This is a genomic window from Corallococcus sp. AS-1-12 (assembly GCF_020036995.1).
GTDB lineage: Bacteria > Myxococcota > Myxococcia > Myxococcales > Myxococcaceae > Corallococcus.
Window position 1 is genome coordinate 13,339 of sequence record NZ_JAIQDD010000024.1, and the last position, 25,191, is coordinate 38,529.

At 70.9% G+C, this 25,191-nt stretch carries 21 protein-coding genes; 7 read left to right on the plus strand and 14 right to left on the minus strand.

The features are described from left to right. Nucleotides 1-10: 10 nt before the first annotated feature. Nucleotides 11-1,300: a threonine/serine exporter ThrE family protein gene (locus K8556_RS28975; RefSeq protein ID WP_255652404.1), complete on the minus strand. Its 1,290-nt coding sequence runs from the start codon at nucleotides 1,298-1,300 to the stop codon at nucleotides 11-13. Between the two features lie 136 nt (nucleotides 1,301-1,436). Here K8556_RS28975 and K8556_RS28980 point away from each other — a divergent pair, with 136 nt between their 5' ends. Next, the gene (locus K8556_RS28980) at nucleotides 1,437-2,240 is read left to right on the plus strand and encodes a pseudouridine synthase (RefSeq protein WP_223743357.1); all 804 of its coding nucleotides are present in this window, start codon (nucleotides 1,437-1,439) and stop codon (nucleotides 2,238-2,240) included. On the opposite strand, the gene K8556_RS28985 is transcribed toward K8556_RS28980, so the two are convergent. The 6 genes from K8556_RS28985 to K8556_RS29010 form a co-directional block, all read right to left on the minus strand. Next, on the minus strand, nucleotides 2,237-4,267 hold the full coding sequence (locus K8556_RS28985) for a serine/threonine-protein kinase (protein WP_223743358.1): 2,031 nt from the start codon (nucleotides 4,265-4,267) through the stop codon (nucleotides 2,237-2,239). The genes K8556_RS28980 and K8556_RS28985 overlap by 4 nt on opposite strands. Nucleotides 4,268-4,369: 102 nt before the next feature. Continuing rightward, nucleotides 4,370-6,244, minus strand: coding sequence for a protein kinase (locus K8556_RS28990; RefSeq protein ID WP_223743359.1), 1,875 nt, complete (start codon nucleotides 6,242-6,244; stop codon nucleotides 4,370-4,372). Between the two features lie 108 nt (nucleotides 6,245-6,352). Next, entirely contained in the window at nucleotides 6,353-8,320 is a 1,968-nt protein-coding gene (locus K8556_RS28995; RefSeq protein ID WP_223743360.1) for a serine/threonine-protein kinase, read from the minus strand. Nucleotides 8,321-8,411: 91 nt separating this feature from the next. After that, nucleotides 8,412-9,317, minus strand: a complete 906-nt coding sequence (locus K8556_RS29000; protein WP_223743361.1) for a glycoside hydrolase family protein — start codon at nucleotides 9,315-9,317, stop codon at nucleotides 8,412-8,414. A gap of 48 nt (nucleotides 9,318-9,365) precedes the next feature. Continuing rightward, nucleotides 9,366-10,436, minus strand: a complete 1,071-nt coding sequence (locus tag K8556_RS29005; protein WP_223743362.1) for an MBL fold metallo-hydrolase — start codon at nucleotides 10,434-10,436, stop codon at nucleotides 9,366-9,368. Nucleotides 10,437-10,512: 76 nt separating this feature from the next. Further along, nucleotides 10,513-12,057, minus strand: a complete 1,545-nt coding sequence (locus K8556_RS29010) for an ELWxxDGT repeat protein (RefSeq protein WP_223743363.1) — start codon at nucleotides 12,055-12,057, stop codon at nucleotides 10,513-10,515. Between the two features lie 150 nt (nucleotides 12,058-12,207). Between K8556_RS29010 and K8556_RS29015 the strand changes: the two genes are divergently transcribed. Continuing rightward, nucleotides 12,208-13,578 carry a TAXI family TRAP transporter solute-binding subunit gene (locus K8556_RS29015; RefSeq protein WP_223743457.1) on the plus strand — a complete coding sequence of 457 codons (1,371 nt, stop codon included), beginning with the start codon at nucleotides 12,208-12,210 and terminating at the stop codon, nucleotides 13,576-13,578. A gap of 10 nt (nucleotides 13,579-13,588) precedes the next feature. Here K8556_RS29015 and K8556_RS29020 read toward each other — a convergent pair whose 3' ends face one another. Further along, on the minus strand, nucleotides 13,589-13,927 hold the full coding sequence (locus tag K8556_RS29020) for a TerB family tellurite resistance protein (RefSeq protein ID WP_223743364.1): 339 nt from the start codon (nucleotides 13,925-13,927) through the stop codon (nucleotides 13,589-13,591). 177 nt (nucleotides 13,928-14,104) lie between these two features. Between K8556_RS29020 and K8556_RS29025 the strand changes: the two genes are divergently transcribed. From K8556_RS29025 to K8556_RS29035, 3 genes are all read left to right on the plus strand, one after another. Then, nucleotides 14,105-15,181 (plus strand): LuxR C-terminal-related transcriptional regulator, encoded by a 1,077-nt coding sequence (locus K8556_RS29025; RefSeq protein WP_223743365.1) that lies wholly within the window; start codon nucleotides 14,105-14,107, stop codon nucleotides 15,179-15,181. 102 nt (nucleotides 15,182-15,283) lie between these two features. Beyond that, nucleotides 15,284-16,354: a helix-turn-helix transcriptional regulator gene (locus K8556_RS29030; RefSeq protein WP_223743366.1), complete on the plus strand. Its 1,071-nt coding sequence runs from the start codon at nucleotides 15,284-15,286 to the stop codon at nucleotides 16,352-16,354. A gap of 107 nt (nucleotides 16,355-16,461) precedes the next feature. Beyond that, nucleotides 16,462-17,532, plus strand: a complete 1,071-nt coding sequence (locus K8556_RS29035; RefSeq protein WP_223743367.1) for a helix-turn-helix transcriptional regulator — start codon at nucleotides 16,462-16,464, stop codon at nucleotides 17,530-17,532. Here K8556_RS29035 and K8556_RS29040 read toward each other — a convergent pair. Beyond that, complete coding sequence (locus tag K8556_RS29040; RefSeq protein WP_223743368.1) at nucleotides 17,527-18,408, minus strand: alpha/beta fold hydrolase; 882 nt, start codon at nucleotides 18,406-18,408, stop codon at nucleotides 17,527-17,529. The genes K8556_RS29035 and K8556_RS29040 overlap by 6 nt on opposite strands. 2 nt (nucleotides 18,409-18,410) lie before the next feature. Continuing rightward, the gene (locus tag K8556_RS29045) at nucleotides 18,411-19,373 is read right to left on the minus strand and encodes a TIGR01777 family oxidoreductase (protein ID WP_223743369.1); all 963 of its coding nucleotides are present in this window, start codon (nucleotides 19,371-19,373) and stop codon (nucleotides 18,411-18,413) included. A gap of 280 nt (nucleotides 19,374-19,653) precedes the next feature. On the opposite strand from K8556_RS29045, the gene K8556_RS29050 reads away from it, so the two are divergent. Further along, complete coding sequence (locus tag K8556_RS29050; RefSeq protein ID WP_223743370.1) at nucleotides 19,654-20,478, plus strand: endonuclease I family protein; 825 nt, start codon at nucleotides 19,654-19,656, stop codon at nucleotides 20,476-20,478. A gap of 10 nt (nucleotides 20,479-20,488) precedes the next feature. Further along, nucleotides 20,489-21,139, plus strand: coding sequence for a hypothetical protein (locus K8556_RS29055; RefSeq protein WP_223743371.1), 651 nt, complete (start codon nucleotides 20,489-20,491; stop codon nucleotides 21,137-21,139). A gap of 3 nt (nucleotides 21,140-21,142) precedes the next feature. On the opposite strand, the gene K8556_RS29060 is transcribed toward K8556_RS29055, so the two are convergent. The 4 genes from K8556_RS29060 to K8556_RS29075 form a co-directional block, all read right to left on the minus strand. Next, the gene (locus K8556_RS29060; protein ID WP_223743372.1) at nucleotides 21,143-22,171 is read right to left on the minus strand and encodes a hypothetical protein; all 1,029 of its coding nucleotides are present in this window, start codon (nucleotides 22,169-22,171) and stop codon (nucleotides 21,143-21,145) included. Between the two features lie 4 nt (nucleotides 22,172-22,175). Then, on the minus strand, nucleotides 22,176-22,607 hold the full coding sequence (locus K8556_RS29065; RefSeq protein ID WP_223743373.1) for a DUF2089 domain-containing protein: 432 nt from the start codon (nucleotides 22,605-22,607) through the stop codon (nucleotides 22,176-22,178). Nucleotides 22,608-22,653: 46 nt separating this feature from the next. Then, nucleotides 22,654-23,394, minus strand: a complete 741-nt coding sequence (locus K8556_RS29070) for a YqjF family protein (protein WP_223743374.1) — start codon at nucleotides 23,392-23,394, stop codon at nucleotides 22,654-22,656. A gap of 84 nt (nucleotides 23,395-23,478) precedes the next feature. Continuing rightward, nucleotides 23,479-24,627 carry an acyltransferase family protein gene (locus K8556_RS29075; protein ID WP_370639984.1) on the minus strand — a complete coding sequence of 383 codons (1,149 nt, stop codon included), beginning with the start codon at nucleotides 24,625-24,627 and terminating at the stop codon, nucleotides 23,479-23,481. Nucleotides 24,628-25,191 lie beyond the last annotated feature (564 nt).

Here is a 25,191-nt window from a genome sequence, read left to right on the forward strand (position 1 = left end):
GGCCGGGCGCTTAGAGCACCTTGCGCGAAGGCATGAGGGCGTTGGCGGACAGCAGGCCCGCCGCCAGCGCCACCGCGACCATCAGCATGGAGAAGGCCGTGTCCACGCCGGCCACCACGTCGCGCTCCAGCAGCGACGCGAGGCTGCGGAAGCCCACGCTCCCGGGGACCAGCAGCATCAGCCCCGGCACCACGGTGGTGACGGCGGGCCGGTTGCGCAGCCGCGCCAGCGCGTTGCTCCCGATGCCCAGCAGCAGCGCGCCCGCGAACGCGCCCAACTGAGGCCCCAGCAGCAGCGCCCCCAGCCGCGCGCCCATGAACGCGGCGGCGCCCGCCAGGGCAATCCATCCCCAGTCCCGGGGCCGGGCGCGGAAGAGCACCGCGATGGCGAAGCCCGCCACCACGAGCGCGGCGAGGGCGACCCCCGGGGGCAGCACCGTGGGCAGGGACGGCGAGGGCATGGGCACGGGAGGCAGCACCGTGGCCACGCGGCTGCCCAGGGCCGCGCCGAAGCCCAACTGGAGGAACACCAGCGCGGCGTGGGTGAGGCGCGACGTGCCGGAGATGAGGTTGCGCGTGGCGACCTCGTTGACGGCGATGGTGAGCGTGAGCCCGGGCAACAGGACGATGAGGCCCGCGAGCGTGGCCACCTCGCCGTGCAGCGGGCCGAAGAAGTGGGCCGCGAGCCCCGCGAACGCGGCGGACAGCACGGCCGCCACGGGCTCCAGCACCCGGGCGGTGGTGGGCTGCTTGCGCGTCAGCAGGTCCACCCCGCCAATGGCCAGGCTGCTGAAGCCCGCGACGCCCATCTCCTTCCAGCCGCCGCCGAACAGCAGCGCCGCGGAGGCCCCCGCCAGCATCCAGCAGAGCAACTGCAGGGCGGGACCGTAGCGGGGCGGCCGGGAGAGGATGGTCTCCACGCGGGTGGCGCCCTCCGTGGGCGTGAGGCGCCCCTGGATGACGTCGTCCGCGAGCATGTCCAGCAGGATGAGGCGCTCCAGGTCGAAGTCGCCGGGCTCCACGCGGATGAGGCTGGTGCGCAGGTCCTCGGCGGGGCCGAAGGACGCGAAGATGGAGGTGGGGGTGGAGAAGAAGCGGGCCTCCAGGCCCAGCCGCTCGCTCACCCGCATCATCAGGCCCTCCAGGCGGTGGGCGGGCGTGCCGTGCCGGTGCAGGGCCTGGCCCAGGCGCAGCACGAAGGCCACCGCGGGGCCGGGCGGCGGGGGCGCGAGGGAGGCGGCGAGCTCGGGCGCGGCTTCAGCGAGGTCGGAGGGAGGCGTGGACACGGCGGGCGCGCACATGCGCAGAGCCGCCCGGGGGAGTCAAACGGCGTGGAGTCTCAATGGAAGCCCTCCTGCTCGTACCCATGTTCGAGGTGTTCGGGGAAATCCCCTGGCGTGACGCATCTGATACAGCGGGCGGCACACGGGAGGACGCATGGCACGCAAGCAACGGACGCCCAGGTGGCTGGAGGCCGCGAGGCGCAGGGGGCCGGAGGCCCCGGCGGGTCCGGGCGCGGACTGGCTGACGCGAGCGCTGGGCCGGGCCGGCGTGCTGCCCCGCGCCGAGGCCGAGCAGGCCATCCGCGACGGCCGCGTGGAGGTGGACGGCCGGGTGGAGCGGGAGCCGTTCGCGCCGGTGGGGGAGGGGACGCGGGTGCGCGTGGACGGCGTGGAGCGCGCGCTGACGCGCCACGTGCGGGTGTTGATGTTCCACAAGCCCGCGGGGCCGGTGGTGCACGGGTCGGATCCCGAAGGCATGGGCACCGTCTTCGAAAGGCTGCGCGCGGTGCTGCCGCCGGAGCTCCAGGGCTTCGAGTGGTACGCGGTGGGCCGCCTGGACCGGGACACCACGGGGCTCCTGCTCTTCACCAACGACGAGCGGCTGGTGCGGCACGCGACGGCGCCGGACACGCACCTGCCCAAGCGATACGTGGCGCGCGTGGAGGGGCAGCCCCCGGAGGCGGCGCTGACGCGGCTGCGAGAGGGATTGACGCTGGAGGACGGCCCCACGCGCCCGGCGGAGGCGCTGCTGCGCGCGCCCGACGTGGTGGCGCTCACGCTCACGGAAGGACGGCACCACCAGGTGAAGCGGATGCTCGCGGCGGTGGGGCACCCGGTGCTCGCGCTGCACCGTGAGGCGGTGGGACGGGTGGTGCTGGACGTGGCGGAAGGGGCGTGGCGCGAGCTGACGCAAGCGGAGGTGGCGGAGGGGCTGGGGTTCCAGCCCGGTGCGGACTAGAAGCCGAGGCTCTTGATGCGCTCGCGCGCCTTCGCCGGGTTCGCCCTGTTGCTGGGGGACATCAGCATGTACCGGTCATGGGCGCGCCGGGCCTTGGTCTTGTTGCCGGTCAGGGTGTAGGCGGTCTCCAATCCCAGCCACGCGCGACGCAGGCCCGGATTGTCGCGGGTGACGTCCTCCAGGAGCTTCACGGCCTGCTTGTGGTCGGACCGGGTGCCCGGCTTGAGCTTGACGAGCGTGAGGCCCAGCTCGAGCTTCGCGTCGAGCGAGTCGGGTTTCCGGGCCAGCGCGTTCCGGTAGGTGGCGGCGGCCTCCGGGTACTTCTCGTCGCGAAACGCAGCGCGGCCGGTCTGCATCATGTCCGCGAAGGTCTCTGGCTTCACGATGAGGCCCGAGGCCGACGAGAGGGCCTTCGCGTCGTCCAGGATGTTCACCACCTTCGCGCGGCTGGGGTGCGTGGCGGGGGCGTACTCCAGGAAGCGCTGGTAGTGCGTCACGCTGGTGAGGCTGTCATTGAGCCGCGTGTAGAGCATCCCGAGCAGCAACTGGCACTCCGCTTCCCGGGGGAACCGCGTCGCGCACTGGTGCGCCAGCTCCACGGCGTCCTGGAGCGCCCCCTGCTGCACGCGCGCCTGGACGCGGCCCTGATAGTCGGCCAGCGACAGGGGGGCTTCCGGGAGCGGCTCCACCGTGAGGGGCGCGTTGCCTGTCGCCTCGGGGGCCGGTGCGGTCGCCAGGGTGGAGGGCCGGAGGGGTTGAGCCGCGCTGGGAGGACGCTCGATGGGGCGCGGGGCTCCAGGGTGCTCAGGAGGCACCCCGGTGGGGGACAGGAGCCACAGGCAACTGGCGCCGACGGCCAGGCCCGTGGCGCTCAATCCCAGCATCCACTTGCGCGAGGTCGCGGGGGCGAGCGCGGCCGGGGCTTCCTCCTCCATGACTTCGACGCTGGCTTCGGGGAGGGGGATCCTGCCGGTATGGAGCAACGGCCTGGGGCGCGGGGGCTTCTTCGCGAGCGCCGGTTCCTGCTCGCGCCAGGACGCCAGCTCCTCCTGGAAGGAGTCCGGGACGGCCAGCTCGCGGCCGTGCGACAGCAGGTCGTCGCGAAACAGCGTCCGCAGCAGATGCGCGAGGCTCAGCGAGGAGAATCGCGGGTGGTTCGCGTACAGGAAGCCGGCGAGGGACTCCGCGAAGGCATGGCTGGATTCGAAGCGCTCGGAGCGCTCCGGATGCAAGGCCTTGAGGACGATGCGCTGGAGCTCCGCTGGCAGGTCCGGCCGTGACTCGCCCGGCGGTGGGAGCTCGCCGCGCGCGATGCGCATCATCACGACCTGGGGCGGCCCCTCCAGGGGGAGCTTCCCGCAGAGCAGCTCGTACAGCACGACGCCGGTGGCCCAGACGTCGGTGCGAGCATCCACTTCCTCTCCGCGCGCCTGCTCCGGGGAGAAGAAGAGGTATTTGCCCTTCACCACGCCGGGCTCGGTCTTGAGGTCCCGGATGAGCTGCGCCTTGGCGATGCCGAAGTCGACGATCTTGACCTGGCCCTCGTAGCTGACGAGCACGTTGTCCGGGGAGATGTCCCGGTGGACGATGCCCAGCGGCTGGCCGCTGCTGTCCGTGCGCGTGTGCGCGTAGTGCAGGCCCCGGCACATCTCCATGGCGATGAAGACGGCGATGGGCACGGGCAGGGCGCCCATGCCGCTCTTCATCGCGCGCTTGAGGAAGCGGTGCAGGGGCTGGCCGTCCACGAACTCCATGGCCAGGAAATACCCACCGTCCACCCGGCCGAAGTCGAAGACCTGGGCGACGTTGCCATGGGACAGCGTGGCGGAGATGCGCGCCTCGCTGATGAACATGGAGATGAAGGCCTCGTCGTTGGCGTACTCCGGCAGGACCTTCTTGATGAGCACGGGCTTGGTGACGCCCGCGTCGCCGACCAACTGGGCGCGCCACGTCTCCGCCATGCCGCCCTGGCCCAGCCAGGACACCAGCTCATAACGCCCGAAGGCGTCCCCCGTTTGCAGTGCCATGAGGCAGACATCCTAAACCCAGATGCCTGGGATGGCGGAATCGAGGCTGTCTTTCTCCTGGCTGGATGCCTGGGATGTCCGCGAGTGGAAAGCGCTGACCGCTCAGTCCGCGCCAGTCTTTCCGAGCAGCTCGACGACCTTCGCCCGGCGCGGGTGGTCCGCGGGTGCGAGCTTCAGGAAGGTCTCGTAGTGCTCCGTGCTCTCGCGAGGATGGTTGAGCTTCGCGTGGACGGCCCCGAGCATGAGGTGGCACTCCGGCATGTCTGGGTTGTTCGCCGCGCAGTCATTGGCCGCTTCCAGGGCCGCGTCGTAGTCCTTGCTCTGGAGCAGACCGGAGACCTTCTGCTGGACCTCCTGCTGCTTCGTCTTCACCAGCGAGGAGACCTTCTGCTGCACCTCCTGCCGCTTGGAGTCGAGCAGCCCGAAGACGCCCTTCTTGGGCGCGGGTGCGCTCTCCGGGATGGCGGGCGGCGGTTCCTGGGCGGCACTGGTCGCGACGGCCGTGGGCTGCTCGATGACCGGCACGGGCTTGGGCTCCTCGGCCACGGCGTGTCGGGTCGCGCGGACGGGCCTGGACGGCTTCCGCGTCGGATGCGCGGGCCGCGTGGGTTCTGGAGGGATGGGCTCCCCGGCCAGAAGATCGTCCTCCTGCAACGGACTCGGGGCTGGCGGTTCGGGTTCGACCTTCGGTGCGGGGGCTTCGACCGCGACCGTCTGGGGCACGGGGATGGGCGCGGGCCGCGCGACGGGCTCCGGCGCACGGGAGCCCATGAGGAACCAGAGACAGGCCCCTGCCACGGCCAGGCCTCCCGCCGCGCTCGCGCCGTAGAGCACCTTGCGGGAGGGGCCTGTGGGAACCGTGGGCGCGTCCGGCTGCGTCGTCTCCACGGGCGGGGGCTTCACGACGGCGCGCGGGAGCCGCCGGGTCTGGACCTGCTCCGGCGGTGGGGCCTCCAGCAGCTTCGCCAGCGCGGGCTCGCCCCACTTCCTCGCCTCGTCGCGGAAGGTCGCGGGCACGGACAGCTCGCGGCCCTCGTGCGTCAGGTCCGCCTGGAACAGCACCCGCAGCAGGTTCGCGAGGCTCAGCGAGGAGAAGCGCGGGTAGTGGGAATGGAGGAACTCCGCCAGCGCGTCCCCGAAGGCATGGCTGGATTCGAAGCGCCGCCGCCGGTCCGGAGCCAGCGCCTTCATCACCAGCGCATTCAGCTCCTCGGGCAGGTCCTGCCGGAGCGTCGTCGGCGGGGGGACCTGCCCATGGGCGATCTTCATCATCACCGTCTGGGGCGGCCCCTCCACCGGGAGCTTCGCGCACAGCAATTCGTAAAGCACGACGCCGGTGGCCCAGACATCCGTGCGCGCATCCACTTCCTCTCCGCGCGCCTGCTCCGGGGAGAAGAAGAGGTACTTGCCCTTCACCACGCCGGGCTCCGTCTTGAATCCGCGCAGCAACTGCGCCTTCGCGATGCCGAAGTCGACGATCTTGACCTGGCCCTCGTAGCTGACGAGCACGTTGTCCGGGGAGATGTCGCGGTGGACGATGCCCAGCGGCTTGCCGCTGCTGTCCGTGCGCGAGTGCGCGTAGTGCAGCCCCCGGCACATCTCCATCGCGATGAAGACGGCGACGGGGATGGGCAATGCGCCCAGGCCTGCCTTCCTCGCGCGCTTGAGCACCTTGTCGAGCGGCTTGCCGTCGACGAACTCCATGGCGAGGAAGTACTCGCCCTCCACCTGCCCGAAGTCGAAGACCTGCGCGACGTTGCCGTGGGACAGCGTGGCGGAGATGCGCGCCTCGCTGATGAACATGGAGATGAAGGCCTCGTCGTCCGCGTACTCGGGCAGGACCTTCTTGATGAGCACGGATTTGGTGACGCCCGCCGCGCCCACCAACTGGGCGCGCCACGTCTCCGCCATGCCGCCCCGGCCCAGCCAGGACACCAGCTCATACCGTCCGAAGGTATCTCCGGCTTGCAATTCCATAAGGGCGCGCATCCTATACGGAACCTGGGAAACCCCGAGTGCAGGCTCCCTGCCTGCCCTGCTCACGAGCATCCCCGTCCGTTTCGCGGCGTGAGGCCGTAGGGGCTCTCAGGGGGCGGTGGCCCGCAGCTCGACGAGCTTCCGCAAGACAGAGGGACGCCGGGGGTGATCCGCGGGCGCGAGCGCCAGGAAGCGCTCGTAGCTGCGCGTGCTCTCCGGGACCTGGTTCATCTTCGCCAGGACGTCCCCCTGCAACAGGTGACACTCGGGCTCGCGAGGCAGCCGTGCCACGCAGTGACTGGCGGCGTCGAGCGCTTCCTTCAGTTGGCCTCGCGTCAGGTGCATCAGGACCGCGCTGCGGGAGGACTCCAGGTCCGCTTCGTTGGCGGGCGTGGAGTCCAATGGCTTGCGCAGCGGCAGGGCCGCCAGACGCTCCGACACCGCGCTCCGCCGGAGGTCGGTGGTGGGGGTGTGCTGCAAGAAGGCCCGGTAGTGGAGCGCGCTCTTGTCGAAGGCGCGGAGCCGTTCATGGGTGAGCCCCGCTGCCAGCCGGCAGTCCGCGTTGTCAGGCACGGCGTCCACGCAGAGCTGGACCAGCTTCGCCGCCCGCATCAGCTCCTTGTTGCTCTTGCCCAGCCGGTACACGTCGTCGAGCAGCTTGCGCACCCGCGTCTCGCTCCATGCGTCCTCGGGAGGCGGCGCGGGAGGGGGCGGCGATGGCTCCGGCTTCACGCCCGCATCCGCATCCACGGTCTCCACCGGCGCGGGTGCCGGCTCCGGTGCCGTCGCCACCACGGGCTGCTCGGTGCGGCTTGCGCCCGTCGGGACCTCCGGCACGCGCCGGAACCGCGTCCACCAGAGGCCGCCGCCCAGCATGAGCAGCGCCGCGCTCCCCACCGCGAGCCCCACCCAAGGCAGGCGGGAGCGGCGGACCGGCGCGAGCTCCGCCGTGGGCGGAGCCGGTGCCTCCTCTTCCTGGGACTCGCGCGTGACGACCACCGGCGCGGGGGACGGCCGGGGCGTCGGGACGGCCCGGAGGTGGGGAACCGTGGGGACCTGGTCTGGCGTCACGGGCTGCCGCCACGCCTTGAGCTCCGCCAGGAAGTCGTCGGGGACCGCCAGCTCCCGGCCCTCGTTCAGCAGGTCTCCGCGGAACAGCACCCGCAGCAGGTGCGCCAGGCTCAACGACGAGAAGCGCGGATGATTCGCATACAGGAACCCCGCCAGCGCATCCCCGAACGCGTGACTGGTGGCGAAGCGCTGGGACGGATCCGGGCTCAGCGCCTGGAGGACGATGCGGTTGAGCGCCTCCGGCAGGTCCGGCCGCGGTTGGCTCAGCGGTGGAATCTCGCCGTGAGCAATCTTCATCATCACGACATGCGGCGGGCCCTCCACGGGCAGCCGGCCGCAAAGCAGCTCATACAGCACGACGCCGGTGGCCCAGACATCCGTGCGCGCATCCACCTCTTCACCACGCGCCTGCTCCGGGGAGAAGAAGAGATACTTGCCCTTCACCACGCCGGGCTCCGTCTTGAAGCCGCGCAGCAACTGCGCCTTGGCGATGCCGAAGTCGACGATCTTGACCTGACCCTCGTAGCTGACGAGCACGTTGTCCGGAGAGATGTCGCGGTGGACGATGCCCAGCGGCTTGCCGCTGCTGTCCGTACGCGAGTGCGCGTAATGCAGCCCCCGGCACATCTCCATCGCGATGAAGACCGCCACGGGGATGGGCAGCGCGGGCAGCCCGCTGCGCATCGCGCGCTTGAGCACCTTGTCGAGCGGCTTGCCGTCGACGAACTCCATGGCGAGGAAGTACTCGCCCTCCACCTGCCCGAAGTCGAAGACCTGCGCGACGTTGCCGTGGGACAGCGTGGCGGAGATGCGCGCCTCGCTGATGAACATGGAGATGAAGGCCTCGTCGTCCGCGTACTCCGGGAGGACCTTCTTGATGAGCACGGACTTGGTGACACCCGCCGCGCCCACCAACTGGGCATGCCACGTCTCCGCCATGCCGCCCCGGCCCAGCCAGGACACCAGCTCATACCTTCCGAAGGTGTCCCCCGCTTCAAGCGCCATGAGGTGTCTACCTTAGCCCCAGAATCCTGGGAGCACCGAATAGACGTCTTCGCGTCTGTCCAACCCCGTGTGTAGGTTGGCGCCTCACCCCTCAGGGAGACGGCGTGGAGGCCCCGGCGGCGAGCGTGACGTACAGGCGGCCCAGCTCGGTCAGCTCGCCGGAGTCGCCCAGCAGGTTGATGGCGGGGATTTCGTTGTTGCGCCCGGAGAACCACGCGTAGCGCTCGATGGCGGGCTCCGACTCCAGATAGCCAATGGCATCCACCATGTACTTCTTCTGCAAGTCCAAGGTGATTTTGGCAGGGGGCGGCAGGTCGCCGCACGCGAACTCCGTCAGCCAGAGGGGCTTGCCGTACTTCTTGAACCTCTCCACGTACCACTGGAGCGCGCTCAGGTCGCACGCGTACCAGTGGATGGCAATGGCATCCACCTGACAGTTCGCGCAGGCCTCGAAGAAGGCATCCAGGTACACCACGGGGTCGCTGAAGGTGACGCCGTCCTCCGACACGCAGTCGCCGCAGTAGTTCACCGCCGGGGACACCAGCTCGAGCCCCTTGCGGCGGGCCACCTCCTCCAGCACGGGCCAGAGCGCCGCGGCCTGGCGGGGCGTCTTGTTCGCCTGCGACTTGAAGTTGGGCTCGTTGAAGCCCAGCAGGTACCGCGCGCCCGCCGGAATCTCCGACTCGAGCTGGGCCACCGTGGGCGTGCCGCCCCAGGCCATGGGCACGAAGGAGACCTGCTCCGAGACGTAGACGCTGGCCGCGCCGCTCTCCGGCCGGGGCGACCAGTTGTACCACCAGCTCATCCCCGGGGAGAGCGCCTTCAGGTCCGCCGCCGAGTGATAGCCATACCCCAGGCCCCGCTTCGCGCTCTTCGCCGCGGCGGGGGCCGGATCATCCGGCTGGGATGGCCCCCCGGCCGCGGGGTCGCACGCCACGAGCGGCGACAGCACGACGGCCAGGGACAGCGCGACGGGGAGCCGGAGGGAGGGGCGCATGGCCTGGGACTCTACGCCCGGGCGTCGGGTGGGCGTCGAGCCCTGGCGTCACGGCGCCAGCCGGGGCACGAGGCGGGGCTCGCCCACGTCGCGCCACCACGGCGTCACGCCCTCCACGCGCGAGGGCTCCAGGCTCCTGCCCAGGCCCGGCGTGAAGAGGCGCACCTGCTGCTCCGTGGCCAGCTTCACCAGCGTCTCCACGGGCTCGTCCCACGCGTGCAGCGCCAGGTTGAAGGTGCCCCAGTGCACCGGCATCAGCGTGCCGCCGCCCAGCATCGCGTGCGCCTTGAGCGCGTTCTCCGGGCCCAGGTGGATGCCGCCCCAGCTCGGGTGGAACGCGCCCACCTCCAGCATCACCAGGTCGAAGGGGCCGCACCTGCGGCCAATCTCCTCGAACTCCGCCGTGAGGCCGGTGTCGCCGCTGAAGAACAGCCGGTGCTTGTCCGTGGTGAGCACCCACGACGCCCACAGCGTCGCGTTGCGGTCGCCCAGGCCCCGGCCGGAGAAGTGCTGCGAGGGCGTCGCGCGGAACGCCACCGGGCCCATGCGGTGCTCCTCCCACCAGTCCAGCTCCGTGATCAGCTCCGGAGCCACGCCGAAGGCCTCCAGGTGGCGCCCCACGCCCAGCGCGGTGACGAAGGGCACCCGCCGCTTCGCCAGCCCCTGGATGGTGCTCCGGCACAGGTGGTCGAAGTGGTCGTGCGACACCAGCACCGCGTCCAGGTCCGGCAGCGCCTCCAGCGGCACGGGCGGGGCGTGGAAGCGCTTGGGGCCCGCGAAGGACACGGGCGAGGCCCGGTCGCCGAAGACGGGGTCGGTCAGCACGCGCGCGCCGTCCACCTCCAGGAGCATCGTGCTGTGGCCCAGCCAGGTGACGCGCAGGCCGGTGTCCGGCGCGCGGGCCCAGGCGCCGCGAGGGTCGTCCACCGGCAGCGGCGCGGGCGGCGTGCGCTGCGTACCCCCGAAGAAGTACTCGCCCAGGAGGGGCAGTGGGTTCCCCTGGAGGCCGGGCCCCACGGGGGCGGTGTTGCGGAAGCCGTGACCCTCGAACTGACGGGAGGCCCGGCTGCGTTCGAGGCGGAGTCCCGCGCTGCGCGCGCTGTCGCTGACGGTGGGCATGCGCCGGTGTCTAACACCCACCCCTCCGCCCGGCACGGCCACCCGCCTGGAGCCCAGGCGGGGAGGCGCCCCGCGCCTACTGTGCGTCTTCCGGCGCCACGCAGGCGGTGCTCAGGTGGGAGGACCAGAGCTGCGAGTTCTGCGTGTCGTCATAGGCGCTGAAGTAGACGCGGCTGCCCAGGCGGAAGAACTCGCGAGGGTAGGAGGAGCCGCCCTGGGCCGGCCCGGCGATGTCCTTGAGGCGGCGCGTCCCGGCCACCGTGCCGTTGCTCACCCAGGGCTCGATGCCGGCCGGGGTCTCATAGGCGCTGAAGAAGACCAGGTTGTCCGCCACCGCGTACACCGGCGAGCTGTACTCGTCCGAAAGGCTCAGCGGCCGGCGCAGCAGCGTGGTGCCCCCGGCGGTGCCGTTCGTCACCCACAACTGCGTGTCGCGCGGCGCGGGCCCGTCACTGCCGATGGCCACCGAGAAGAACAGCTTCCTGCCCCCCGGTGCCTGGCTCACGGCGTCGATGGTTGGGAACGCCGGGCCCTGCGACGCGTAGTCGTTGGGCAGGGTGACCACGGGCTCCGGGTTGCCGCCCGCGAGCGGCACGCGGTAGACGACCATGTACTGGGTGCTGAAGGACGTCGTCGTGACGTACGCGGACGAGCCCAGCGCGCCCAGCACGCGCATGGCGCGCGTGGGGCCGAAGGACGCCAGCCGCACCGTGCCGCCCGCCGTCCCATCCGTCTTCCACAGCTCCGACAGGCCGCTGCTCTCCTCCAGCTTGAAGAGGGTGAGCGCGCCGGAGGTGCGCACGTCGTTGGGGTAGGTGTCGGGGCCCGCGTCCAGCCGCTTCAACGCGAAGGTGCCCCCGGCGGTGCCGTCCGTGCGCCACAGGGAGGTGGCGCCCTGGAGCTCGCGCACGAAGAACAGCAGCGCGTTGCCCTGCTTCGCGTCCAGGTAGCTCACGTCCACGCTCGTGCCGAAGTCGCGCACGCGCACCGTGCCCGAGGCGGTGCCGTCCGACCTCCACAGCTCATACCGCGTGGTGGACGCCGAGGCGTCGTACGTCTCCTTGAAGAAGATCAGCCTGTCCCCGGACGCCGCCAGGTGCGTCAGGTACGAGTTCTCCACGCCCGGCGTCAGGTCCTTCACCATCCGGGTGCCGGCCGTCGTCCCGTTGCTCACCCACAGCTCGAGCCCGTGCGCCGCGTCCGGCGCCTGGAAGAAGAGCCGCGACGGCGTGGCGGTGAGCCCCGACAGGAGCGGCGTCTCCCGGCCCTGCGTCGGCGGGAAGAACCGCACCTCCGTGGTGCCCGCGTCCGTGCCGGTGCTCCGCCACAGGCCGCGGCGGCCATCCTCGCCGTTCACCGCGAAGTGCAGCGTGCCCTGGAAGTCCACGAAGCTGCCCGGTCCCATCGCGAAGCGCGGGATGCCCAGCTCCGAGGGGGGCAGGAGGGTCTTCACCCGCTGGGTGCCCGCCGCGGTGGGGAGGCAGAGGCCCTCCGCTGTCACGTCGGGGGCGGAGGTGGGTTCTTGTGCGAGCGCTGCCTCCGCCTGCTCCTCGGGGAGCGCGCCGCCGCAGCCGACCCCCACCACCAGCAAGGACCACACCCACCCGCCGCGCCAACCCATGCCGCACCCCTTCAAAAAGGCCTGGGAGGGAGGGTGTGTCGCGCAAGGGGTTGCGCCAAGTGCCCCCGGGTCGTGACGTGCTCGCCTGCCTGGACCGACGCGGTGTACGGCGGGGTCTCGTACGGCGCGGTCGGTATACTGCGCGGCTTCATGAAGACGGACTCGTTGAAGGCGCAGCTCAAGCGCACGTTGCGGCGCGACCTGTGGATCGCCGTCGCTCCCGCGACGCTGCTCATCGCGGTGGCGTTCGCGGTGACGTTCTATTTCGTCAAGCCCGCGCCGCCCAAGACGCTGGTGATGGCGCTGGCGCCGGACGAAGGCGGCTTCAACTACATGGCGAAGCGCTACCAGAAGTTCCTCGCGCAGCACGGGGTGACGCTGGAGCTGCGCAACACGAAGGGCTCCGTGGGCAGCGTGGCGCTGTTGAGCGCGGAGGACAGCGGGGTGGACATCGCCTTCGCGCAGAGCGGCACCACCGGCGGCAAGGGGCAGGAGGTGCCGGAGCGCGTGCTGTCGCTGGGCAGCCTCTCCTACGTGCCGCTGTGGGTCTTCTACCGGGGCGAGCCCGTGGACGACGTGCGCGGCCTCCAGGGCAGGCGCATCGCGGTGGGGCCCGAGGAGAGCGGCACGCGCGCGCTGGCGATGACGCTGCTCCAGGCGAACAAGGTGGACGCGGCGCCCACGGAGCTGCTGCCCTTGGACCGGGACGCCGCCATCGACGCGCTGACGCAGGGCAAGGTGGACGCGGTGTTCCTGGTGTCGCCCGCGGAGTCGCCGCGCATCCAGAAGCTGGCGGCGGTGAAGGACGTGCGCCTCCTGAGCTTCAAGCGCGCGGAGGCCTACACGCGCCGCTACCCGTACCTGTCGCGCCACGTGCTGCCGCAGGGCGTGTTCGACTTCGCCAGGAACGTGCCGGACGAGGACGTGGTGCTGCTCGCGCCCAACGCGCTCCTGCTGGCGAAGGACTCGCTGCACCCGGCGCTCGCGTACCTGCTGATGCGCGCGGCCAGCGACATCCACGGCACGGCGGGCATCCTGGACAAGACGGGCGAGTTCCCCGCGCCGCTCGCGGCGGGCTTCGCGCTGAGCAGCGAGGCGAAGCGCTACTACGCGACGGGCGTTCCGCTGCTCCAGCGCTACCTGCCCTTCTGGGCGGCGAACCTGGTGGACCGGCTGTGGGTGATGCTGGTGCCCATCATCGCGGTGGTGGTGCCGCTGGGGCGCGCGGTGCCCGCGGTGTTCCTGTGGCGGGTGCGCTCACGCATCCACCGGTGGTACGCGCGGCTGAAGGAGATTGAAATCCAACTGGAGGAGGACCCGGACCCGGAGCTGCTCCAGGACATGCTCAAGCGGCTGGAGGAGGCCGAGCGCGAGGTGAACCGCATCGCGGTGCCGCTCGCCTACGCGGAGAACCTGTACTTCTTCCGCGAGCACGTGGACGTCGTGCGCCGCCGGCTCACCCGCAGGCTCGCGGGCGCGCCCGAGCACAAGGACGGGCACCCGCTGCACGCGACGGCGTGACGTGGAGCCCTCAGGGGGCGATGCCGAGCAGCTCGCGGATCTGCCGGGCCATGGCGATCTCCGACTCGTGCACGTGGCCGTCTCCGGCGATGAGCGCGTGGACGGCGTCGAGGACGGCCCTGGGGTCCTCGCGGAGCAGGCCCAGGTCCGGCGGCGGGAGCGGGTGGCCCTCCTGGAGGCAGCGGGTGAGGGCGCTGAGGTCCGTCAGGGGCACGCTGAAGCCGCGCGCCGTTTCGATGATGGAGTCAATCTCCTCGCGGGTGACGCGGTCGTCGCTGGTGGCCACCTGGAGCAGGAGCTTGATGACCTCGATGTGGAACCGGGATTCAGGGGGCAGCGGGGCGGCCATGTGGGTTGCATCCTCCAAGGATGTCCAGGCTGACCTGCCAGGGGGGGAGCCGTCCAGCCCGACGTCGCCGCCCCGTTGGGGAGCGGAAGGGCGGGCGGGTGGGGGAGGGGCCTCCAGCCCCCGGGCCTGTCCATGTCATGCTCCAGACGTATGGCATTGCCGGGGGAGGCATTCCGCATGGGTGGGGCGTTGCGATTCACGTCGCGTGAGGAGTCGATTCGGACGGAGCTGCTGACGGACCTGATTGACGTCGGCAGCTACAAGGACATCCACGACGTCCTGGAGGCGCGCGTCCTCCAGTTGTGCAGGGCGGACCACTTCGCGCTGGGCTGCGCCAACCTGGATGGCTCCGTGGGGCTCCAGTGGACGAGCCGCACGACGATGCCCCTGCTCAAGCATTACTCCGAATGGGTGACGCAGGACTTCGTCTTCCAGGCCACCCTCGCGCAGCCCAACCGCGTGTTGAGCACGGCGGAGATGCTCCAGGGGAAGAAGCTGGACGCCATGGAGACGCGTCACCGCAGCGTGGAGGCGGGGCTGGACCTGCGGCACGTGATGGCCACGCTGCTCATTGAAGAGCAGCAGGGGCTCAAGGGCGGGCTCGCGGTGTACAGCGAGGGCTCCCGCCCCTTCCCGGCGCGCAGCCAGCAGTTGTTGCAGCAGTTGGTGCCCGCCATCCACCGCGCGGTCAGCCGGGTGCAGAGGCTGCATGCACAGGGATTGGAGTTGGACCTGCTCAAGGCCGGCGCCGTGGAGACCGGGGCGCTGCTGGTGCTGACGCCCTGGGGCCGGGAGATGGTCCGGACGAACGCGGCCACGCGGCTGTTGGAGAAGTGGTTCACGCGCTCGGAGCTGGCGCCGCGAGGGATTCCCCAGGCGTGGGTGAAGCGCGTGGAGGCGTTGTCGCGCGTGAAGGGGATGTTCCCCCCGGACCTGCTCAAGGATGAGCGGGAGAAGGACGGCGAGCGATTGGAGGTGACGTTCTCGCTGTCCACCATCCTCTGGGCGGGCAATCCCTTGTGGCAGGTGCGCATCATCGAGCGCCCGCACTGGCTGCGGGAGGACTGGCTGCGATTGCTGACGCCCGCGGAGCTCAAGGTGGCGGATGGCGTCCACCGGGGGGATTCGAACCGGGACATCGCGATTCCCTTGGGGAGCACGGAGGGGACGGTGAAGAAGCAACTGCAGTCCATCTACCGGAAGACCGGGACCTCGAGCCGCACGCAGTTCCTCGCGCAGGGGCGCCGCGTGTAGCCGGCGGACGCCGCCGACAGGCCTGTCATACCTCTTTGGGGGGATGGGCCCTCTTTCCGCGCTCGTAATACTTGATGGGTATTGCAAACGGGGGTGGTACCCATGGGCAAGGCACGGAAGTTCCTGTCGCGTGAGCAGGCGTTGGTCGCGGAGTTGAAGGAAGCGCTGGGCGACGCCCGGACGCTGGAGGACGTCTACGAGGCCCTGTCCCGGGCGCTCCTCTCGCTCTGCGAGGCGGACCACCTCGCGGTGGGCTGCGCGAATCCGGATGGGACGGCGGGGTTGCAGTGGAGGACCGACACCGTCCACCCCCTCCTCAAGGATTACGCGGAGTGGGTGCAGGAGGATTTCGTCTTCCGCGCCACGGTGGTGCAGCCCAACCTGGTGCTGAGCGACGCCCAGATGCTGCGGGGGCAGCCGCTGGTGGAGACGGAGACCTTCCGGCGCAGCCAGGGCGCGGGGTTGAAGCTCAAGCGCGTGTTGGCGTCGCTGCTCTTCACGGAGCAGGACCTGAAGGGCGGCATCGCGATGTACCGGGAGTCCTCCCGGCCCTTCACGCTCAAGGCGCAGTGGTTCCTGCAGCAGATCATCCCGTACATCTCCCGGGCGGTGGCGCGGCTCCAGGAGCTCTACGCCGTCCGCTTCGAGCGCGACCTGCTGAAGGCCATCGCGATGGGGGCGAGCCCGGTGCTGGTGCTCAACAGCCTGGGGCGCAAGGTGGTGGACACGGGCCCGGCGATTCCGCTGCTGGAGCGGTGGTTTCCGTCCCACGAACTCAGCGACGGGGTCCCCCGAGCCTGGGCGGAGCGGGTGAGGGCGCTGTCCCGCTTTGACGTCGCGGCGGATCCGCGGCTGGAGTCGCTCACGCTGGAGCGCGACGCGGACCGGCTGGACGTGACGTTCAGTCCCTCCGCCGTCAACTGGGGGAGCCGCAACCTGTGGCAGGTGCGGATGCACGAGCGGGTCCACTGGCTGCGCCCGGACTGGAAGGAGAAGCTGACCGCCCAGGAGTCACGCGTGGCGGACTGTCTTCACGAAGGCCTGGCGAACAAGGAGATCTCCGCCCGGCTCGGGTGCTCCGTGGAGACGGTGAAGGTCCACATCAAGTCGCTGTTCGACAAGACCGGCATCCACAGCCGAGGCGAGTTCGTCGCCAAGGGCCGCCGCGCGTAGCCACCGTGTTGCCCTGACACCCCCCCTCTTCGGAGGGGGTGGGGCCGGGTCCCGGTCATGTCATTCTTGAGGAGTAGGGAAACGCGGGGAGGGAGGTACCCATGGACATGGCTTTGACGTTCACGTCACGCGAGCTGCGGCTGATCCAGGAGATGGATAAACGCCTGCGCAATGTCAGGACCTTCGAGGACATCTACGCGGCCATCCAGGCGGTGATGGAGCGCATCTGCCGCGCGGATCACCTCGCGGTGGGGTTCACCCACGCGGATGGGTCTCCGGGGTTGGAGTGGGTCGCGCCGAGCGTGCAGCCCCTGCTCGCGGGGTACTCGCCGTGGGCGTCCCGGTGCTTCGTGTTCCAGTACACGCTGGCCCGGCCCAACCAGGCCGCGAGGGAGCTCCAGATGCTGGAAGGGCGCTCCCTGGACAGCACGGAGACCTATGAGCGCAGCCGGGCCGCCGGCTTGAAGCTGAAGCACGTGCTGGCCACCCTGCTGTTCGAGACCCGGCAGAAGTTCCAGGGCGGCATCGCGATGTACAAGGACTCCGCCCGGGCCTTCACGGAGCGGGACGAGGCGCTGCTTCAGTCGTTCATCCCGCTCATCAACGATGCGGTGTCCACCGTCCAGTACATCGAGGCGAAGGGGTTTAAGGCGGACCTCCTGGCGGCGCTGTCGATGGAGGCGTGGCCTGGAATGGTCCTCAACGCCATGGGACGCCGCATCGAGGAGACGGGCACCGCCAGGGCCTTGCTGAGCCAGTGGTTCTCTCCCCACGAACTCAGCCATGACGTCCCGAAGGAGTGGGTGGACTACGTGAAGTGGCTTTCGAGCCTGGACGGTCTCCTGCTCCCCACCGAGAAGCCCTTCCCAGACAAGACGCGGGGCCTCGACACCTTGAAGGTGAGCTTCAAGCCTTCCACCGTCCTGCGCCCGGGATGCACGCTGTGGGAGGTGCGCATCCGCGAGGAGCTGCACTGGATGCGGCCGGAGTGGGTCCCGCGTTTGTCTGACCGGCAACTGGAGGTGGCGGACCTGTTGAGCGACGGGGCGAGCGATGCGGACATCGCCCGTGAACTCAAGCTCTCCCTCCACACGGTGAAGGAACACACGAAAGAGATCTACAAGAGAACCGACACCGACGGCCGGCTGGATCTCGTCACCCGGGGCCGGCGCTCATAGCGCGCGGGCGAAGAAGTCGCGCAGGTGGCGGGCGTATCCTTCGGGGTCCTTCTGGGCGTACTCGCCGTGGGCCGCCTGGGGCACCACCCACTGCTCTCGGGGCTCGCAGGCGGCGCGGTAGAGGCGGCCGTCCAGCTTCTGGGGGCCGTCCGGGTCGCTGCCTCCGTTGATGAGCAGCAGCGGCCGGCCCTCCAGCCGGCACATGCCGTCCACGGGGCGCACCGCGTCCACGTGGATGCCCGAGCGGCGCAGCCCCCACAACACCGCCCAGGTGCTCAGGCCGTAGTGCGAGCCCATGTCCCCCGCCAGGTCCGGGAACGCTCCCGCCGCCGCCACCGCCTTCACCCTCGCGTCCTCCTGCGCCACCAGCAGGGCCGTCGTCCCGCCCATGGAGAACCCGAACAGGCCCACGCGTCCCGGGGTGACGTCCGGCCGCGCCCGCACGAAGGCCAGGGCCGCGCGCACGTCCTCGCGCTCACTGTCGCCCCAGCCAATCGCGCCGCCTTCGCTCTCGCCCTGGCCGTGCAGGTCGAAGAGCAGCACGCCGTGCCCCGCCTCCGACAGCACCCTGGCTTCGAAGAGCATGCGCGTGCGGTTGTCCGCGAAGCCGTGCACCAGCGCCACCGCCGTCCCGTCGCGCGACGGGACGTACCACCCCCGGAGCCTCCGCCCCGCGGCCTCGAAGGACACGTCCTCCAGGCCCGGCAGCGCGTCAGCGCCGGAGGGCCGCGCCACCGGAACTCGCGCCGGGTGCACCAGCGCCTGCGCCGTGCGCAGCCCCCTCACCGTCGTGACGCCGCCCGTGCCCAGCGCGCCCAGCGCGAGCCCCAGCGCGGCGATGCGACCCCAGCGGACGCGGTACGTCTTCGTGGACACGGTCAGCTCCGAACGGGGCCGCTCCCCGCGCGCCAGCGCTCGACGAGGTTCGTCACGGCGGTCCCCCAGTCGGGGTACTCGAAGGTGAAGCCCGCGTCCAGCAGCCGCCCCGGCACCACGCGGCGGCTCTTGAGCAAAAGCTCCGTGTCCGTGCGCATGAAGAACGCGCCCACCTCCAGCATCCACTTCGCCGCCGGCAGCCCCACGCTCACGTGCGCCGCCTCGCGCAGCTTCGCCATCAGCTCCCGCTGGGGCAGCGGGTTCGGCGCGGCCAGGTTCACCGGCCCGTCCAGGTCCTCACGCTCCAGCAGCAACTGGACCGCGCGCACGAAGTCCCGGTCGTGGATCCACGACACGTACTGCCGCCCACTGCCCGCGGGGCCTCCCAGCCCCCGGCGCGTCAGGCCCAGGAGCACGTCGAAGATGCCCTCCCGGTCCGGGCTCATCACCATCGCCGTGCGCAGCGCCACCTTGCGAGTGTGGGGCGTGACGGCCTCCGCCAGCGTGCGCTCCCACGCCTGCGCGATGTCGGTGCTGCGCTTCCAGTACGCGGGCACCCCCGGCTCACTCCCTCCCATGAGTCCGGTGGCCTCGTCGTTGGGCGCGTCCAGCCGGTGCGCGTACAGCGTCGCGGTGCTCATCTGCAGCCACACGCGCGGCGGCTTCGCGGCCTGCTGGATGGCTTGGCCCACCACCCGCGTGGAGTCCACCCGCGAGTCCATCATCTGGCGCAGGTTCTCCTCCGTGTAGCGGCAGTTCACGCTGCGCCCCGCCAGGTTGATGACCGCGTCGGCGCCATCCACCTCCTTCGCCCAAGCACCCAGGGTGCGCCCGTCCCAGGACACCGTGCGCGCCGCCCCCTGTCCTCCCCGGCTGAGCAGCACGACGTCATCCCCCCGCGCGCTGAACGCCCGCGCCAGCAGGGCGCCCACCTGCCCCGTGCCACCCGGAATCACGACCTTCATGGACGAAACCCCCTCATGTGGTGCGACCCCCGGAGGCATAGCGCGCGCCCCGTCCGGACCGCCCGGCTCCCGGAAGGCGGCCCCCGGGCCGTCCTGGTGCCGCCGATGAGCCCCGCTTTTCCCCGGCTCCGGGGGGGCGGGGGTGGGGCATTTCCCGGGATGTCCCGGGTCGGGCGGGAGAAACCCACTGGCTCGAAGGGAAAATGCGGCGCGTCACGCAACCGGGGGCGCGCCCGGACGACAATGCGTCATCCCCCCACCTCGAATCTTGAGGGCCGTCATGATCATCCCGTCCCGCCCGCTCTCCGCGACCCGCCCCTCGACGAACTCCGCGTCGGCCCCGGCCAACACGGCCCGTATCACCCCGAAGGCGTTCTCCTCGGTCTCCACGTTCGAGGCCGGCGCGACGGCGAAGAAGGCCCCGACGACGCCCGTGCCCGTGCCCGCGCCGCAGGTGCCGGTGGAGGACGTGCCGCCCAAGTCGGATCCCCGCTACGACGGCCTGAAGGACCAGGCGCTGATCAACGCGCTGCACGACGCGGTCAGCAAGCACAAGGACCTGGGCTACAACGGCGCGCGGAAGATCATCTTCACCACCCTGGACAACCACGACGGCAAGGTGAAGTGCGTCTACACGGGCAAGGAAGTGCAGACGAACAAGATTCCCAGCAGCAACGTGATGAACACCGAGCACACCTGGCCCCAGTCCAAGGGCGCCACGGGCGCGGCGAAGGCGGACCTGCACCACCTGTTCCCCACGGACAGCAAGGCCAACTCCATCCGCGGCAACTACCCCTTCGGCACGGTGAAGAACGTGAAGTGGCAGGAGAACGGCGCCAAGTTCGGCACCGACGAGAAGGGCCGCACCGTCTTCGAGCCGCCCGACGAGCACAAGGGCAACGTGGCGCGCGCGCTGTTCTACTTCTCCACCGTCTACAACAAGCACATCCCCGCGGACGACGAGGCCGTGCTCAAGCAGTGGAACCAGTTGGACAAGGTGGACGCGGCGGAAGTCGCGCGCAACGACGCCATCGAGACCTACCAGCAGAACCGCAACCCCTTCGTGGACGACGCGTCGCTGGCCGACCGCATCGCGGACTTCTAGACTCCCGGGCATGTCCCGTCCGCTCGCGCCCCTGTGGGCGCTCGTCCCTGGCCGCACCGGTGTCCCCCTGATGAAGGTGGGGGGCACGCCCGAGGCGCCAGGTCCCCTGGAGTGGCCCGCCTGCGCGATGTGCGGCGGCCCCCAGCGCTTCCTCTTCCAACTGCCGCACGTCGAAGGACGGCTGGACCTGGCGCCCCACGCGTCGGTCCACGTCTTCCAGTGCGAGAACCCCGACACGACCTGCTTCCGCTGGGACCCGGAGGAGGGCGCCAACGCGGCCGTGCCGGTGATGGCGGGCGCGCCGTCCGTGAGCGCGCCGCCGGGGCCGGTGAAGCCCTACGCGGAGTGGACGCTCGGCTTCGAGCCCGCCACCGAGGACACCGAGGCCCTGTCGGTGGACGTCAACGAGGCCACCGAGGAGCAGCTCCTGGCGCTGGACCGCGCGCAGGAGGAGGCGCCGGAGAGCAAGGTGGGCGGCGTGCCCGGGTGGCTCAACGGCGAGGCCACGCCGGAGTGCTGCGACGCCCCCATGCGCTTCGTCGCGCAGTTGGCCGCGATGCCGTTCGGCCTGGACTTCGGAGACAACGGCCGGGGTTACCTCTTCCGGTGCACCCGGGAGGACTGCGTGCGCCCCTTCCGCTTCCTCACCCAGGGCGCCTGAGCCTCAGCGCTGCATCGCCTTGAGCAGCTTGTGCGCGTCCTCCGCGCTGAGCTTGCCGGCCTCCACCAGGTCCAGCACGCGGCGCATCTCCTCGTCGGGGATGCCCTGGGAGCGCGGCGGGGGCGGCGCGGGCGGCTGCGGCCGGTGGTGGTGCCGGGCGCCAGGGCCTGCCCAGGGCGGCGCGCCCCAGGAGTTCGCCCAGGCGTGGGCCCACTGGTTCGCGTGGCGCTCGGCGCGGCGCTGCCAGCGCTCCGCCTGACGCTGCCAGCGCAGCGAGTCCTCCTCCCAGGCCTCCGCGTCCTCGCCGCGTGAACGCCCCGACTCGCGGAGGCGCACCGAGCCCAGCTCCGTCTCCATCAGGAGGGTGGTGGCCGCCTGGGGGTTGGACGGGTAGCGCGTCTGCGCTGAGCCCAGCGACGTATGGGCGGAGATGTTCACATCCAGCCCGGGCACCAGGCGCAGCTCCACCGCGCCCACCTGCGTCCCGATGCGGTGCTCGCCCACGTCCAGCGCGTCCACGTCCAGCTTCACCGCGCCCGCGGCGGCGTGGACGTGCAGGGTGCCGCCCACGCGCTCGCCGATGATGCGGCCCGCGCCCGTGCGCAGGGTCAGCTTGCCGTGCACGTCGCGCAGGCTCGCCGTGCCCGCGTCGGTGTTCAGCTCCAGCTCGCAGTCCTTCAGGCCGGAGATGCGCACCGCGCCCGCGTCCAGGAGGAGCTTCGCGCGCACGTCCGGCGGCACGAACAGCTCCGCCTGTCCGCCGTGGCGCCAGAACAGCGACAGGAAGCCGGCCTCGCGCGGCACCAGCTCCACCTTCGTCACCCGGCCGTGCTCCTGGATGCGCGCCTCCACCCGGCCGTGCGTCACCAGGTAGGGCTTCTCACCCTCCGGCAGCGGCGACACGACGAGCGTGGCGGCCGGCGCGTGCAGCACCAGCTCCGCGTGCTGTCCCCACGGGATCGCGTGGCGCTGGGTGCCCTCGCGCGAGGAAGACGAGGCGTCGGAGGACGGCGTGGCTTCAGGGTCCATCATGGGGTTACTCCCGTGCCTTCTTGAGACGTTGAGCGGCCTCGTCCGCGTCGATGAGCCCGGCCGCGAGGTCATCGAGGATCTGCGCCCGGCGCGGCGCGCCGCGCTCCCGGGGCGGAGGTGGCGGCGGAGGAGGGGCGGGAGGCGGCGGGACTCCGGGCGCCTGGCCCAGGGCCTCCACCACGTCGTCCAGCCGCGCCACCACCGTCGGATAGGAGAGGCCCAGCGCCTGCTCCACGTCCTTGATCTTCCCCCGGCACGCGATGAACACGCGCACGAACGCGAGCTGCTCCGGCGACAACTGCTGCACCCAGCCCGTCGTGAAGCGCCCCTCCACCGCGGACGCGCACCCATCGCAGCGCACCCGCTCGATGACGGTGCCGCCTCCACAGACGGGGCAGCGGGTGGGCACGGGCCAGGTGGACTTGGAGGTCGTCATGGATGGTTCTTCAGAAAATCAATTTAGAGTTTGAGAATATTGATTTCTACGGGCTTGGCAAGGGCGGGAGTTCATTTCCAGGAAAGACGGACACTTCCGAGCCGGTGGCCACGAAGGCGGAGTGGGGCGTGCCCCGGAGGCATTCGGAGAAGGCGGGGCCGTAGAAGCGGGCCACGTCGCAGTCGAAGGCGGTCTCCTGGGCGCGCCAGACGGTCCAGCGCGGGTGCTCCACGCGGTACTCGGCGCAGCCGCCGTCGCGCTGGGCGGTGTAGCCCCAGTAGTGCTCGGTGATGAACTCCTCCTGGGAGCCGGGGGCGCTCTCGGCCGGCGCGCCGAGCGTCCGTGCCGACAACTGGTGCCAGCGGCCGTGGGACTTCCAGGCGTACTCGACGTGGCCGGGCGCGCCGGTGTCCGCGCCGTCCATGGTCACGGCGTGGCGCATGGGGTGCGCGACGTAGGGCTCGTTGTAGAGGACGCGCGCCACGGTGGCGATGGCCCACCGGGGCACGATTTCGCGCACGAACACCACGCCGCGCCGCCAGCCTTCGGGGCCCAGGCGGCGCACGTAGAAGCGCAGGTTCACCTCATCGAAGTCCCGGTGGAACGGCACCGCGATTCCCCGCACGCGTGTGTCGAGGAAGCGGAAGCCGACCATGCTCGCGAACGTGCGGCCCTGCCACGCGTCGAGCTCCGTGCCACGGGGGACGAGGGGCCGCAGCACCGCCGGATCCACCTCGTAGTTGAGCATCAGCAGGTACCGCCACGTCGCCGTCAGGAAGGGGCGCATGCGCGAGGTCTAGCGCGCACGCGACGCCCGGGCCCAGGGCCACCCCCGTGCGTGGCTTCTGCCGAGCAGAAGAGCGGGCCGCCGTCAGGGCAAGGCGGGCCGCGCCTGGGGCTTGCTGGAGAGGAGCCCCCGCTCCAGCCGCTCCCGCCACTTCAGCGCGGGCCGCTCCACGCCATGGTGCAGCGCGAGCGAGGCGAGCAGCACCGCCACCGCGCCGCCCAGCAGCGTGACGGGGTGGAACGCGTCCATGCCATGAGGCGCCAGCGCCTCCCGCACGCCGTGCTGCACGGCCTTGTGCGTGAGGTAGACGGTGAAGCTCAGGACCGCGAAGGTCTTCACGCCCGGGATGCGGGCGCAGACGCGCGAGGCTGTGGGGCCCGCCAGTGCCAGCAACAGCGCCGCGAAGCCCAGCGCGGCCAGGGGGAACGACAGCAGGACGTAAGGCAGGTAGCGGTAGTGCTCCTCGTTGATGAAGAGCACGCCACCCAGGCACGCGAGTCCCACGACGGCCATCCCTCCCGCACGGGCGCCGCGGGTCCAGCGCTCCCAGGCCCGGGGCCGGAAGACACGCAGGGCCGCGAGCAGCACGCCGCACGTCAGCCCGTCGAGCCGCGCGTACGTCGGGTAGTAGAGGAGCATGTCGAAGTCGCGCCACCCCGGCTCCTCGGGCCCGAGCATGGAGAAGTGGCGTTGCCACAGCCCGCCGCGCAGGAGCATGCCGCCGACCATCACGGCCGCCGCGAGCGCGATGAGGGACGGCGCGCGGAGGCGTCCGCGCAGCGCGAGCACGGTGAGCGGCAGCACCAGGTAGAAGTGCTCCTCCACGCACAGTGACCACGCGTGGGAGAAGCCGTTGATGCGCAGGCCGAAGTTCTGCGTGAAGGTGAGGAAGCGCCACGCGGGCGTCACCAGGGGCCGCTCGCTCCAGGAGGGCACGAAGAGGTACAGGCCCAGCACGACGAGGAAGGACGGGAGGATGCGCAGCGCGCGCCGCAGATAGAAGCGCCGCAGTGACGGCGTCTCACCTCGCGACACCGGCTCCAGGATCTGCGAGCCGATGAGGAAGCCGCTGAGCACGAAGAACAGCTCCACGCCCGTCCAGCCGAAGTTGGCGAACGACTGGTAGGCCTCGTGACCTTCGGGGCGGGGGTAGTGGTAGACGACGACGACGAGGATGGCCAGGCACCGGAGCAGGTCCAGGCCGGCCAGATGGCGCGGTTCGGTGGTGTTCAGCGGAGTCGGCTTTCAGCGGGGGGATGCACCCGATGCTAGCAGGGCGCGCCCGGGCCGCCAGGGACACGCCGGGCCCGAAGCACCGGCCACGAGTTCGCGCGGACCTCCCGCACGGATCCGCCCAAGCGCCAGGTCCCCCAGCGCCGCGCCGGAAAACCTGTCGGACCGGTTTCGAGTCCCCCATCAGCCTCCGGTCAGCGGCCCACCGCACGACCCCGTCCGACTGCCAGCCAGGTCTTGAGAACCAAGGCTCGTGGAGCTCCCTCCCTCCGCCCGGGAAGCAAAACCTGTCGGACAGTCGGACCGGTTTCGAGTTCCCCACGAGCCTCCGGTCAGCGGCCCACCGCACGAACCCATCCGACCACCAACCAGGTCTTGAGAACCGAGGCTCGAGGAACTCCCTCCCTCCGCCCGGGAAGCAAGAACCTGTCGGACAGTCGGACAGGTTTGGTGGACCGGGCTGTGGGGGAGTCCCTTTCCGCCCGGGAAACAAGAACCTGTCGGACGGTCGGACAGGTTTGTGAACCGAGCTGTGGGGGGAGCCCCTTGCCGCCAGGGAAGCAA